The sequence below is a fragment of the Formosa haliotis genome (assembly GCF_001685485.1).
GTDB lineage: Bacteria > Bacteroidota > Bacteroidia > Flavobacteriales > Flavobacteriaceae > Formosa > Formosa haliotis.
The window spans coordinates 4,019,672-4,033,323 of sequence record NZ_BDEL01000001.1 but is presented as its reverse complement, the minus strand read 5'-3'; the positions used below and the strand labels follow the sequence as shown (position 1 = coordinate 4,033,323).

The 13,652-nt window shown below is 34.4% G+C and carries 11 protein-coding genes; 8 read left to right on the top strand and 3 right to left on the bottom strand.

Translation table 11 applies throughout. From position 1 onward, the window contains the following. Window positions 1-280: 280 nt before the first annotated feature. On the bottom strand, window positions 281-1,291 hold the full coding sequence (locus A9D35_RS17055) for a 3-oxoacyl-ACP synthase III family protein (RefSeq protein ID WP_066225251.1): 1,011 nt from the start codon (window positions 1,289-1,291) through the stop codon (window positions 281-283). 201 nt (window positions 1,292-1,492) lie between these two features. On the opposite strand from A9D35_RS17055, the gene A9D35_RS17050 reads away from it, so the two are divergent. Both A9D35_RS17050 and htpG read left to right on the top strand, forming a co-directional pair. Then, window positions 1,493-3,922 carry an alpha/beta hydrolase family protein gene (locus A9D35_RS17050; RefSeq protein WP_066225249.1) on the top strand — a complete coding sequence of 810 codons (2,430 nt, stop codon included), beginning with the start codon at window positions 1,493-1,495 and terminating at the stop codon, window positions 3,920-3,922. A gap of 157 nt (window positions 3,923-4,079) precedes the next feature. After that, entirely contained in the window at window positions 4,080-5,990 is a 1,911-nt protein-coding gene (htpG, locus tag A9D35_RS17045; protein WP_066225246.1) for a molecular chaperone HtpG, read from the top strand. A 79-nt stretch (window positions 5,991-6,069) separates the two neighbouring features. Here htpG and A9D35_RS17040 read toward each other — a convergent pair whose 3' ends face one another. Continuing rightward, complete coding sequence (locus A9D35_RS17040; RefSeq protein ID WP_141675571.1) at window positions 6,070-6,375, bottom strand: hypothetical protein; 306 nt, start codon at window positions 6,373-6,375, stop codon at window positions 6,070-6,072. Window positions 6,376-6,492: 117 nt separating this feature from the next. Here A9D35_RS17040 and A9D35_RS17035 point away from each other — a divergent pair, with 117 nt between their 5' ends. The 4 genes from A9D35_RS17035 (at window position 6,493) to A9D35_RS17020 (ending at window position 11,927) form a co-directional block, all read left to right on the top strand. Beyond that, window positions 6,493-6,861 carry a 6-phosphogluconate dehydrogenase gene (locus A9D35_RS17035; RefSeq protein WP_066225242.1) on the top strand — a complete coding sequence of 123 codons (369 nt, stop codon included), beginning with the start codon at window positions 6,493-6,495 and terminating at the stop codon, window positions 6,859-6,861. Window positions 6,862-6,950: 89 nt separating this feature from the next. Then, complete coding sequence (locus A9D35_RS17030) at window positions 6,951-7,346, top strand: hypothetical protein (RefSeq protein WP_066225241.1); 396 nt, start codon at window positions 6,951-6,953, stop codon at window positions 7,344-7,346. Window positions 7,347-7,401: 55 nt separating this feature from the next. Further along, on the top strand, window positions 7,402-9,651 hold the full coding sequence (locus A9D35_RS17025) for an FUSC family protein (RefSeq protein ID WP_235817919.1): 2,250 nt from the start codon (window positions 7,402-7,404) through the stop codon (window positions 9,649-9,651). A 1,037-nt stretch (window positions 9,652-10,688) separates the two neighbouring features. Next, window positions 10,689-11,927 carry a DEAD/DEAH box helicase gene (locus A9D35_RS17020; protein WP_066225238.1) on the top strand — a complete coding sequence of 413 codons (1,239 nt, stop codon included), beginning with the start codon at window positions 10,689-10,691 and terminating at the stop codon, window positions 11,925-11,927. A gap of 8 nt (window positions 11,928-11,935) precedes the next feature. Here the strand turns inward: A9D35_RS17020 and A9D35_RS17015 are convergent, their stop codons facing one another. Then, window positions 11,936-12,601, bottom strand: a complete 666-nt coding sequence (locus A9D35_RS17015) for a M15 family metallopeptidase (protein WP_083191742.1) — start codon at window positions 12,599-12,601, stop codon at window positions 11,936-11,938. Window positions 12,602-12,644: 43 nt separating this feature from the next. On the opposite strand from A9D35_RS17015, the gene A9D35_RS17010 reads away from it, so the two are divergent. After that, on the top strand, window positions 12,645-13,004 hold the full coding sequence (locus A9D35_RS17010) for a DoxX family protein (RefSeq protein WP_066225237.1): 360 nt from the start codon (window positions 12,645-12,647) through the stop codon (window positions 13,002-13,004). 2 nt (window positions 13,005-13,006) lie between these two features. Next, window positions 13,007-13,606 carry an alpha-ketoglutarate-dependent dioxygenase AlkB family protein gene (locus tag A9D35_RS17005; protein WP_066225236.1) on the top strand — a complete coding sequence of 200 codons (600 nt, stop codon included), beginning with the start codon at window positions 13,007-13,009 and terminating at the stop codon, window positions 13,604-13,606. The last annotated feature ends 46 nt before the right edge of the window (window positions 13,607-13,652 follow it).

Here is a 13,652-nt window from a genome sequence, read left to right as displayed (position 1 = left end):
TTAACACAGAATCCCAAAGGTTTTAACTTTTGGGATTCTAAATATTGTGTTAATTGTGTTAAAATTTCATAAATACTGAAAATCAACACAATACACGTTAAGCTTTTTCGTTACCTTTAAATAACGACATTCACCGAATAGCATTTTACTTTTGAATTAGTCTTCTTACCAAAATCAGTATTCGTGAGCTATGTTAGTTTTTAGAATTGATTTTTAGCACAAAATTCAAAAAGCCGAAACATATGTTTCGGCTTTTTCTTTATCGTTTATTTTAGAAACATTACCATTTAATAATAGCACTTCCCCAAGTAAATCCACTACCAAAGGCTGCTAAAACAACAGTATCTCCTTCTTTAATTTTTCCTTGTTCCCAAGCTTCTGTTAAAGCAATCGGGATTGAAGCCGCTGTGGTATTTCCGTATTTCATAATATTATTAAATACTTGGTCGTCGTTCAATCCAAATTTCTTCTGAATAAATTGTGCTATACGTAAATTCGCTTGATGCGGAATTAAAATATCTATGTCCTTTTTATCTAAATTATTTTTCATTAACCCTTCCATAATCACTTCACTAAAACGTACTACAGCATTTTTAAATACAAACTGTCCGTTCATGTGCGGAAAATAACTTTCATCTTTAGGATCGTTTTCTCTTAAAATATCATCCACCCAACGCGTTCCCATTCCTGGCGCTGTTAAAGCAAGTTCTTTAGCATGCTCGCCTTCAGAATGTAAATGTGTAGATAAAACGCCTTTAGAATTGTCTTCGGTTCTACTTAAAACAGCGGCCCCTGCTCCATCACCAAAAATTACAGAAACACTACGTCCGCGTGTGGTCTTATCTAAACCTTTAGAATGTAACTCACTTCCAATTACCAATACATTCTTATACATACCTGTTTTTATAAACTGGTCGGCTACAGACAACCCATAAATAAAACCAGAACATTGGTTTCTTACATCTAAAGCTCCAACAGTTTTAATCCCTAAAGCTTCTTGTACTTGTACCCCTGGACCTGGAAAGTAATAATCTGGACTTAACGTAGCAAACACTATAAAATCGATTTCATCCTTATCTATTCCAGCGCGTTCTATAGCAATTTTAGCCGCTTTAACACCCATCACCGAAGTTGTATCTTCCGATCCTGGTTTTACCCATCTGCGTTCCTTTATTCCTGTTCGCTCCTGGATCCAAGCATCGTTCGTATCCATTAGTTTAGACAAATCGTCGTTGCTTACCACATGGTCCGGTACATAATACCCAAGACCTATTATTTTAGAATTGTACATATTTACCTCTATTTTCAGGTTTAAGATAATCTAATTATTAATAAAAGGGCTGCAAAGTTACATATTTTTGATTTTTTTAAATCTAAATAAAATGTTATAAAAGCTTCTTTTCAACGACGCTATAAGCCTTTCCTATTAACCACAATTTTATTTTTTAGTATATTCAAGCTCAAAAAATAAATTAAAATTTCAAAATCGCCTATGAAACAGCTTTGCACGCTCCTTTTACTTCTTCTAGTAAACACTATGTTTTCTCAAGAACATTTAACGTACCAAAAACCGCACAAAAACATTTTAGAATTGGCCGAAGCTCCTTTAGCGCCTAGCATTCGAATAGATGATAGCGGAGAACATATTGTTTTACTTTATAGAAGTAGCTATAAAACAATTGAAGAACTCTCGGAAACCGAACTTCGTTTGGGTGGATTACGAATTAACCCTGTTACCAACATAGGAAGTCGTACCAGATTTTATACAGATATTAAACTAAGCTCAAGACAAGACGGAACTCCTAAAACCATTACAGGCTTACCTAAACAAGGGCGTTATGCTAATTTTACATGGTCGCCAAACGAAGCATACATGTCTTTTACAAACACAACAAGCACAGGTGTAGAATTATGGATCTTAAACATTGCAGAGGCATCGGTAACAAAATTAAGCCAGGCTAATTTAAATGCCAATATGGGAAATCCGGTAACTTGGTTTAAAGACAGCAAGGCTGTATTGGTAAAAGTTTTACCTGCAAAACGCCAGGCTTTAATAAACACGACCGAGGCCATACCAACCGGACCTACCATATCGGTTAGTGAGGCTGGAGTAAAAGCCCAAAATAGAACTTACCAAGATTTATTGAAAAATAAAAACGACGAACATAATTTTGAACAATTAGCACAATCTGAATTATATAAAATCGAATTGGATGGAAAATCTACACTTTGGAAATCGGCAAATATGTATCGTGGAATTTCATTTTCTCCAGATGGTCAATACGTCATGCTTACCACTATAGAAAAACCATTTTCGTATTTAGTTCCGTATTACAGATTTCCATCAGAATCTATTGTATATACCGATCAAGGTGACGTTGTAAAGTCTGTATTACAAGTGCCGTTAATAGAAGATCTTCCTAAAGGTTTTATGGCCGAACGCACAGGAAAGCGAGACCTAGATTGGCGTAGCGATAAACCAGCAACTCTGTATTGGGCCGAAGCTTTAGATGGCGGAGATCCTGCTGTTGATGTTCCTTTTCGCGACGAGATCTTTCAACAAGATGCGCCATTTAACGGAAAGGTAACTTCTCTACTAAAAACCAAAGACCGTTTTAGAGGTATTACTTGGGGTAACGACAAGCTTGCCATCGCCTACGATTATTGGTGGAATACACGAAACACGAGAACCTATGTGTTTAACCCATCTGCACCATCTGAAAAAGTTAAAATAATTTTCGACCGCAACTATCAAGATCGATATAGCGATCCCGGGCGATTTGTTTCTACAAAAAACGAGTTTAACGAATCGATATTAGACCTAAACAAAAATTCTGCCTACTTAATTGGAGATGGCTATAGCGATGCCGGAAAATTTCCTTTTGTAGACGAACTCAATTTAAGCACCAACAAAACAAAACGTCTTTATCAATCTAAGCTTACAGACCAAGTAGAAAGCATATCTATGGCTTTAAATGCTAAAGCTGGTGAGTACGTGGTGCGTATAGAATCTAAAAACGAATATCCTAATTATTATATAAGAAACATTAATAAGCGTAATGGCTTAAAACCATTAACTGAGTTTGAGAATCCGTTTAAAAGTATCCAAAATGTAAAAAAGGAAGTTATTTCTTATAAGCGAGACGACGGATTAGATTTAACAGGGACACTCTACTTACCTACAGATTATGAAGCGGGAAAAAAATACCCGATGATAATGTGGGCCTACCCAAGAGAATTTAAAGATAAAAATAGCGCCGGACAAAACACGTCGAATGCTAACGAATTCACCTATCCGTATTACGGTTCCCCTATTTATTGGGTAACTCGAGGCTATGTGGTTTTAGATGATGCTGCGTTTCCAATAATTGGAGAAGGAGACGAACAACCTAACGATACCTTTAGAACACAATTGGTAGCCAATGCAAAAGCTGCTATTGATGCTGTAGACGATTTGGGTTATATAGACAGAGACCGTGTGGCTGTTGGCGGACATAGTTATGGTGCTTTTATGACGGCTAATTTATTATCGCATTCTAATTTGTTTGCAGCAGGAATTGCAAGATCGGGAGCCTATAACAGAACCTTAACTCCATTCGGCTTTCAGAGTGAAGAGCGTAATTATTGGGACGCTCCAGAAATTTATTACAACATGTCACCTTTTATGAATGCCGATAAAATGAAAACGCCCTTGCTATTAATTCATGGGGAAGCCGACAATAATTCGGGTACCTACCCTTTACAAAGCGAGCGCTATTTTAACGCTTTAAAAGGACTAGGAGCTCCTGTACGTTTAGTCATGTTACCACGCGAAAGTCATGGCTACTCGGCAAAAGAATCTATATTCCATATGCTTTGGGAGCAGGATCAATGGCTAGAAACCTATGTTAAAAATAAAGCGGAGGTTGAAGAAACCAAATAACTAAAATATATTTCGAATAAATTATTACTAAAAAATGCCATTCAACTTGAATGGCATTTTTTAATAACAGCTGTGTCACTTTGTCACTTTTTCATCCTTGGTATTTTTTTGACTATTAACTACACAGATTAAAATCAATAATAAAAACATATATATTATGACAAAAGGAAGTATTAATGTTTCGGTAGAAAATATCTTTCCATTAATTAAAAAGTTCCTATATAGCGATCACGAAATATTTTTACGTGAATTAATTAGTAACGGAACTGACGCTACGTTAAAATTAAAACATTTAACAAGTATTGGTGAAGCGACTGTAGAGTACGGTAACCCAATGCTAGAAGTAAAGATTGATAAAGAAGGTAAAAAACTTCATATCATCGATCAAGGTATAGGTATGACTGCCGAGGAAGTTGAAAAATACATCAACCAAGTGGCTTTCTCTGGAGCTGAAGAGTTTTTAGACAAATACAAGGATTCGGCTAAAGATTCAGGAATTATTGGTCATTTTGGTCTTGGTTTTTACTCAGCCTTTATGGTTGCAGAAAAGGTTGAAATCATCACGAAATCGTATAAAGACGAACCAGCTGCACATTGGACTTGCGACGGATCTCCTGAATTTACTTTAGAGTCTGCAGATAAAACAGAGCGCGGAACAGAAATTATTCTTCATATTGCAGACGACTCTACAGAATTTTTAGAAGAATCTCGTATTAGTACTTTATTAAACAAATACAACAAGTTCATGCCTATTCCAATTAAATTTGGAACTAAGGAGATAGACGATCCTTCTCATGAACCTGCTACAATTACAGATAAAGACGGTAAAGAAACCAAAGAACCTCAACGTAAAATTACTGTTGATAATATTATAAACAATCCTAATCCGGCTTGGACAAAACAACCATCGGAATTAGAGACTGAAGATTATCAAAACTTTTACCGCGAGTTGTATCCAATGCAATTCGAAGAGCCTTTATTCCACATTCATTTAAATGTAGATTATCCGTTTAATCTTACTGGAATCTTATATTTCCCTAAGATGACAAACGATATGAACATGCAGAAGGATAAAATTCAACTATACCAAAACCAAGTTTATGTAACAGATAATGTTGAGGGTATAGTTCCAGAATTTTTAACTATGCTTCGTGGTGTCATAGATTCTCCAGATATTCCACTTAATGTATCTCGTAGTTATTTACAAGCCGATGGTGCTGTTAAGAAAATCTCTTCTTACATCACTAGAAAAGTAGCCGATAAATTAAAATCGCTTTTCAATGAAAACCGCGAAGATTTTGAAGCAAAATGGAATGACATTAAAATTGTTATTGAATACGGTATGCTTTCTGAAGAAAAATTCTTCGAAAAAGCAGATGCCTTTGCTTTATACCCTACTGTAGATGGTAAATATTATACGTATGCTGAGTTAACTGAAAAAATAAAAGACGCACAAACCGATAAAGATGGTAAGCTTGTTATTTTATATGCTTCAGATAAAGAAACGCAACACAGTTATATAGAAGATGCCAAAGCTAAAGGTTACGAAGTGTTATTGTTAGACTCTCCTATAGTATCGCATTTAATGCAAAAACTAGAAGGATCTAAAGAAAACATTACATTCTCTAGAGTTGATGCCGATCATATTAACAACCTAATTAAAAAAGAAGACACTCAAATTTCTAAATTAAGTGATGACGAGAAGAAAACTTTAGAAGAGGTTTTAAAGGCGGCTATTCCTTCAGAAAAATTCATGGTACAATTAGAAGCTTCAGATAGCGATGCGACACCATTTATTATTACGCAACCAGAATTTATGCGTAGAATGAAAGAAATGCAACAAACTGGCGGCGGCGGTATGCAAATGTTTGGTAGCATGCCAGAAATGTACAATCTTATAGTGAATACCAACGCTCCATTAGTGTCTGATATTTTAAATACAGAAGCTAAAGACGAGCAAACACGATTGATTACACAAAGTTTAGATTTAGCACGTTTATCTCAAGGTTTATTAAAAGGAGAAGAACTTACTAAATTTATAAAACGTAGTTACGAAATGATTAAGTAAATTAAAATACTTAATTCCATAAAAAAGCCCTCATTAAATTGTTTTAGTGAGGGCTTATTATTTTAGAGATTATCTTACTTTAATATAATTCTTTTTTTGCTATAGCTTCATTCAAGTTTGCCTTAATTTTAGTTAAAACCCTAAAAAATTTGGTCCCGTCGCAGCGTTGTAAAACAACTTCGCATGTACAGTTTTGAGTTCGATTAACCTCCAACACTTTTACTTTTACGCCCACCAAACTTAAATAATTAGGAACACCACCTCTTTTAATAATTGCGTGGGACTTCGGAAAATGTAAGGCAGAAAATCCATATACCACAGGTGTCCCTATAGTAAATACTTGGCCTATTCTTACTGTTTTAACGTTTATATTTCTCCTTAGCATATACCCTATAAATATAATAAACGAACCGAAAACCACCGTTTGTTTTTCATGTAATTTACAATCTAAAAGATAAATTAATTCACTAAATTTGTCTCCATATAAGCATATTTTACCTCCATGAAAAAAACCATACTTTTAGTATTATTAGGTCTATCGCTTTTAACAGCAGCCTATTTTGCCTTTATTTATTATGTGCCATATAGTACCGGAACAAGGGCAGGCGAATTAATTAAAATTAGCCAAAAAGGCATGATTTTTAAAACTTGGGAAGGTGAGATTAGTCAAGGAATTAGTGGCGCTCAAATTTTTTCATTTTCAGTAATGGACGACGATCAGGAAGTTATTGAAAAACTTAACGAGCTTCAAGGACAGTATGTAAAGCTTACTTATGTAGAACGCTATAAAACCTTATTTATATGGGGAGATAGCAAGCACTTTGTTACCGAAGTAGTTCCAGATAAATCGCCACATATCGACAAACGATAAGCCTTTTAAAACCATTCAAACAGATGCTTAATTGATTAGGCTATCCGTTTAATTTTTCATAACTTTAAGTCAACAGTAGTTTAAAGGTTATGAAAACGCTTATTCAAAAATTAAAACTCGACAAACACAATGAAATCCTTGTGTTAAACGAACCTGAAGCTTTTAATGAGCTTATCGGGAATTTAGACTGTAACGTATTAGGCTCGCTCCTAAAAACCTCTAGTGTATCTTGTGCGTTGTTATTTATTACGTCTAAAAAGCAGCTTATAAACGAAATGTTAACGCTGTTTCCAAAACTCACTGGCGATTCTATACTCTGGATTGCTTACCCAAATGAAACGTCTAAAGAAGATATTGTAGAATTATACAAGGACGAGGCTTGGGATGAATTAATGGATTATCGACTGCAGCCTGTTCGCCAACTCGAACTTAATCAAGATTGGAATGCCCTGCGTTTCAGAAAAATTGAGTACGTAAAACATTAGTTATTATTTCAAGGTATAGCACCTTTTAGAGTATCTTTGTCCATGAATACAGCTCATGATAAAAGACTATTTAAAATCCATCGAATTATTCTTTAAAGGATCTAATTTTTACCGCGGTTTAATTCTCACGGTTTCCATTCTAATCCCTCTAATAAGTTTTTATTACCTCGATTTATGGGCCTTTGCCCCTTCCGTAGCTATAGGTGTATTTTTAAATGCCCCGAGTGATATTCCTGGAAGTTTAAGGCGTAAAATTAACGGTATTCTTTTAAGCATAGTAATTACCATGATTACCACGTGTATCGTGCTATTTGCGAAACCGTACTTTACCATTTTAGCCATTGTTATTACGGTAATCACGTTTTTCATCTCCTTCTTTTCTGCTTATGGATTTCGCGGATCCTTAATCGCTTTTTCCGGTCTTTTAGCCATGGTTATTGCTCTAGGGGTACAAAAAGAAACCGGCGCAGATATTATTATTCATTCCGTTTTAATAGGTTGTGGCGGACTCTGGTATTTATTGTTTTCCTTATTTTTTCATTGGGTGATTCCAAAAAAAGATGAAGATCAGGTCCTTTCAGAAACCTTACAACTCACTGGGAACTACCTCAAAATTCGAGCAAAACTAATCTCTAAAAAAACGAACAGAGACAAGCTGCTGCACGAATTATTTCAATTACAATCTCAAATCAGCGAAAAGCATGAAACCCTTCGAGAAATGCTACTCACCGAGCGTAAACGTTCTGGTAGATCACATTTCGATGAGAAACGCTTGCTTATTTTTATTTCCTTGGTCGATATTTTTGAATTGGCCATTGCCAACAATTTAGATTATGTAAAACTTAGTAACATATTTAGCGAACGAAAACAGCATTTAAAACCCTTTATAACGTTAAATAAAGTTATGGGGAACCACTTGCTAATGTTATCGGAATCGATTATAAAAGGGAATAAGATCCCTCCAAAAAACAAACTTCTTAAAGCCCTAAATAAAGCTTCTAAAGGGATTAAACATTATGTAGACGACGTACAACTTCCTAAGGCAAGAGAAGGCGCAATGATGCTTCATAATTTGTACGATTATCAGGAAAAATTACTACAAGAAATAAGGTCTATTCGACGTGTAATGGCCAATGTTAAAGATGCCTCAAAATTAAAATTAAAGAGTACAGAGGCGGCACAATTTATTACCTATCAAGAATATTCGCCTTCCATTTTCTTTGAAAACATCAGTTTTAAATCACCTATTTTCAGACATACTTTACGTTTAACAATTTCTGTGTTATTGGCTTTTTTTCTAGGTCACTTTTTTGAAATTAGAAATGCCTACTGGATTATTCTAACCATTATTGTAATTATGCGTCCTAATTATGGTTTAACCAAGGAACGCACCAAAAACAGGATTATAGGAACCTTGGTTGGTGCAGCCTTTGCCATAGCCATTATTATGCTTACTACAAATCCCGTAGTTTATGCCGTTTTAGCCATTTTTTCCTTAATATTAGCCTTTTCATTAATTCAACAGAATTATAGAGTGGGTGCTGCTTTTATAACCACCTACATTATTTTTGTTTACGCTTTAATGGATCCTAATGCCATGTCTGTTATAAAATATCGCGTAATAGATACCTTAATAGGTGCCTTACTTTCCCTCTCTGCAACGTATTTTTTATGGCCTAATTGGGAATATCGCAACTTGAATGAAGTTATCGAATCGGTAATTAAAAACAATACCATCTATTTATTAGCGACTCAAAAATTATATCACGATAAAAACACCAATAAGCTGAATTATAAAGTGCATAGAAAAGAAGCTTTCTTAGCCATAGGAAACCTTAATGCCGCGTTTCAGCGCATGACTCAAGACCCAAAATCGAAACAGAGGGAACTTGATTTAATTTATAAAATTGTAACCTTAAACCACACCTTTTTGTCGGCTATAGCATCATTAGGAAGTTTTATTCAGCACCATAACACCACCGATGCTTCTAAACCTTTTGATGTTATTATCAATCACATAAAAAACAATTTAGATTATACCTTAGCGCTTTTAAACCATGAGGAATTTAAGCCTCTAAATATTGAAGCTGAAATTACCGAGGCGGAAAATAATTTACTTTTTAATTTCCAGAAGTTATCGAGAAAACGAAATAAAGAAATTGAAAAAGGCAAAACTAAAATCGACAAGAATTTACTTAACGATTTACAAGAAGCGCATTTAATTTATAACCAACTAACTTGGCTTAAAGGTTTATCTGAAAACTTAAAAAAATCTACAGAAAAATACGTTCAAGTTTTTCATTAAAACATTCACCTTAATACCCGAAACCAATATTAAAATTACGCGTCATCCTGAATTTATTTCAGGGTCTCATCACTTTATTTAAGTTATAAATTGAATGAGATACGTAAACAAGTTCGGCATGATGAAAACAAGATATTTTGACAGCATTCAGCCTGCAAAAACATACGTTCAAGCTTTTCATTAAAAAACTCACCGTAATACCCGAAATCTTTATTAAAATTACGCGTCACTCTGAATTTATTTCAGGGTCTCATCACTTTATTTAAGTTATAAATTGAATGAGATACCGAAACAAGTTCGGCATGACGAAAACAAGATATTTTGACAGCATTCAGCCTGCAAAAACATACGTTCAAGCTTTTCATTAAAAAACTCACCTTAATATCCGTAATCATTATTAAAGTTGCACGTCACCCTGAATTTATTTCAGGGTCTCATTCCTTTATTTAAATTACAAATTTGATGCGATACCGAAACAAGTTCGGCATGACGAAAACAAGATATTATGACAGCATCTAGCCTGCAGAAATATACCTTCATGCTTTTCATTAAAAAACTCACCAAAATACCCGATATCAATATTAAAATTACGCGTCACCCTGAATTTATTTCAGGGTCTCATTCCTTTATTTAAATTACAAATTTGATGCGATACCGAAACAAGTTCGGCATGACGAAAACAAGATATTATGACAGCATCTAGCCTGCAGAAATATACCTTCATGCTTTTCATTAAAAAACTCACCAAAATACCCGATATCAATATTAAAATTACGCGTCACCCTGAATTTATTTCAGGGTCTCATCACTTTATTTAAATTACAAATTTGATGCGAAACCGAAACAAGTTCGGCATGACGACAACAAGATATCTTGACTGCAATCAAACAGAGAGTTTATTAATTTATACTATCATTTAAGTAATTCCTTCTTCGGTTTTTAACTTAAAACAGGGTTCAAAATTTAGTAAACTCTCAAAGAAGCCATTTCTCATAGCTTTTACACTATCTTTGCATCAATTCTTATTCAATTACATCATGTCGTTTAAAGATTTACAACTTAACAGACCGCTTTTACGTGCCATTGCAGAATCGGGTTATAACGAACCAACTTTGGTTCAAGAAAAAACTATTCCTTTTGTTTTAGAAGGGAAAGATGTTATTACTTCTGCACAAACCGGAACGGGAAAAACAGCGGCCTTTGCTTTACCTATACTTCAATTATTATTCGATAATCAAGACGCTCCTAAACGGGGTAAGAAGATAAAAGCTTTGGTTATAAGTCCGACACGAGAATTAGCCATTCAAATAGAAGAAAATTTTAAAAACTATAGTAAATACACCAATTTAAAAAGCACGGTTGTGTTTGGTGGTGCTTCAATAGAGCCACAAATAGAGGTCTTAAAAAAAGGAGTTGATATTTTAATTGCAACCCCAGGAAGGTTATTAGATTTACACAAACAAGATGTAGTAAACTTAGATTTTGTAGAAACCTTGGTACTAGACGAGGCAGACCTTATGTTAGACATGGGGTTTATAGACGATGTTAAAAAAATTGAACGTCTGTGTTCTAGAGAGAAACAAATTTTATTGTTTTCGGCTACCATGCCTTTTAAGGTAGAGCAGCTTGCCAATACCATTTTAAAATCGCCAGAACGTGTAGAAGTTTCACCTACATCTTCTGCTGCTAAAAGTGTTTCGCAATTACTGTTTTATGTTCCGAAACCTAAAAAAATCGAATTGTGTTTACATTTGTTACGAAACACCATTACAGGAAATATGCTAATTTTTAGACGTACCAAATTTGGTGTCGATAAATTAGAAAAGACTTTAATTAAAAACGGATTTAAGGTAGAGAGTTTTCATGGCGATAAAACACAAAGCGATAGACAAGCCGCTTTAAACAATTTTAAAGATAATGGGGCTAACATTTTAATTGCTACCGATGTTGCTGCTAGAGGAATAGATATAGACGATTTAGATGCTGTTATTAATTTCGATATTCCAAATATTCCTGAAACCTACGTGCACAGAATAGGCCGTACAGGTCGTGCTGGAAATACAGGAATGTCGTATTCGTTTTGTTCTGCAGACGAGAAAACATATATAAAATCTATTCAGCAACTAATTCAAAAAGAAATTGCTGTTGAGGAAAATCATCCCTATCCATTAGATCCGAAAGCAAAACCTGAAGTTCATAAAAAACAAGGTGGAAGTAAACACAAAAAAGGACGAAAGTCTGAAGGTTCTAAAAAGAACAAGAAACGTTGGTATTAAACTAAATTTTATTCGACAGGAAAATTAAAATATTGATTTTTAAAAGGTTCATTTCTTAAGGTAAAATGCCACCATTCTTTACTATAACTTCTAAAGCCATGTTTTTGCATAACATGTTGCAGTAACATTCTATTTGCTTTTTGGTCCTTACTTAACTTTACAAAAGACCCCCAAGATGGTTCTCCAAAAAAGTCGAAAGGCGAACCCATATCTAAATTTTCTCCAGTATCTGCATGTACAATCGTTAAATCTACCGTACTCCCACTACTGTGTCGAGAACGCGATGCGATATAACCATCTCTAAACAAATACCTTTTATTAATGTCAGGATAAAACTGAGGTTTCATCAAAGTATCATTTACATTTTTAGCCCAAGCAATAAAATGGTTTACGGCTTCTTGCGGTCGATAAGCATCGTAAATTTTAAGCGATAGGTTCTGTGCTTTTAACTCCTCCTGAACCGCTTTTAGGGCAACTGCAGTTTCTTTGGTTACTATACCAACGGCGTTATGATAGCCATATATAGGCTCGCCCACAAAATTATAAGCAGTACAATAGCGCAACTCTAATTGAATACTTGGCGAGACATCATTTATATATACAAACCCCTTTGGTAATTGCGAAAACCCACAAAAACTAATAAGGAATAAGAAAAAGGCAACTTTAAATTTCATAGCAACAACATTAAAGGCTAATTTAGAGAAAATAATTTTCTCTATGTTATATCCTTGGCATTTATATGTTATGTCCTTTTTATATATCGTTGCTGGTATTTTACATTTTATAAAACCAAAAACCTATCTACGTATTATACCCGATTATTTACCAAACCCCAAGTTCTTAGTAAAATTGAGTGGCGCTTTCGAAATTGTTTTAGGTATTTGCATTTGCATTCCCGCTTTAAAAACAATTTCGATTTACGGACTCATAGCCATGCTCTTGGTCTTTTTACTCGTTCATTTTTATATGCTGAAAAACGAAAAAACAGGTGCAGGTATTCCTAAATGGGTATTAATTTTACGTATCCCTTTACAATTTATTCTTATGTATTGGGCTTATTCGTATATAACACTCTAGTTATGCTGTCCGATAACAATCCTATTTCTTTACAAATGAAAGATGCTGAAGTGATTTATTATCCTTCATTTTTCAATATTTCCGAAGCTAATCAATATTACAATACGTTATTAAAAAATGTAGATTGGCAACAGGATGAAATAACTTTGTTCGGAAAAACACATTTGCAACCTCGCCTAACTGCATTGTTTGCCGATAACAATAAGACTTATTCGTATTCAGGAATTACCATGCACCCTCATCCTTTTAATAAGACGCTATTAGAAATTAAATTGAAGATTGAAACTGAAAGTGCCCATCTTTTTACAACCTGTTTATGTAATTTATATCGCAACGGACAAGATAGTAATGGTTGGCATGCCGATAACGAAAAAGAATTGGGCCCCGATCCTATTATCGCATCGGTATCTTTTGGGGCAGAACGCATTTTTCATTTTAAACATAAAGAAAACCCAGAGTTAAAACAAAAACTCGTACTAAAACACGGCAGTCTTTTACTTATGAAAAAAGGCACACAAACCCATTGGTTGCATCAACTTCCTAAAACAAAAAAAGATATTGGCAAACGTATAAATCTGACGTTTCGAACTATTATAAAATAAAAAAACCGAGGTCCCTCAACCTCGGTTTCTTACTATTTGCACTTTT

Coding starts and splice junctions, on each gene's coding strand:
- htpG (WP_066225246.1), top strand. CDS start 4,080: ATGACAAAAGGAAGTATTAATGTTTCGGTAGAAAATATCTTTCCATTA.
- A9D35_RS17055 (WP_066225251.1), bottom strand. CDS start 1,291: ATGTACAATTCTAAAATAATAGGTCTTGGGTATTATGTACCGGACCAT.
- A9D35_RS17040 (WP_141675571.1), bottom strand. CDS start 6,375: ATGCTAAGGAGAAATATAAACGTTAAAACAGTAAGAATAGGCCAAGTA.
- A9D35_RS17010 (WP_066225237.1), top strand. CDS start 12,645: ATGTTATATCCTTGGCATTTATATGTTATGTCCTTTTTATATATCGTT.
- A9D35_RS17025 (WP_235817919.1), top strand. CDS start 7,402: ATGATAAAAGACTATTTAAAATCCATCGAATTATTCTTTAAAGGATCT.
- A9D35_RS17035 (WP_066225242.1), top strand. CDS start 6,493: ATGAAAAAAACCATACTTTTAGTATTATTAGGTCTATCGCTTTTAACA.
- A9D35_RS17015 (WP_083191742.1), bottom strand. CDS start 12,601: ATGAAATTTAAAGTTGCCTTTTTCTTATTCCTTATTAGTTTTTGTGGG.
- A9D35_RS17005 (WP_066225236.1), top strand. CDS start 13,007: ATGCTGTCCGATAACAATCCTATTTCTTTACAAATGAAAGATGCTGAA.
- A9D35_RS17020 (WP_066225238.1), top strand. CDS start 10,689: ATGTCGTTTAAAGATTTACAACTTAACAGACCGCTTTTACGTGCCATT.
- A9D35_RS17050 (WP_066225249.1), top strand. CDS start 1,493: ATGAAACAGCTTTGCACGCTCCTTTTACTTCTTCTAGTAAACACTATG.
- A9D35_RS17030 (WP_066225241.1), top strand. CDS start 6,951: ATGAAAACGCTTATTCAAAAATTAAAACTCGACAAACACAATGAAATC.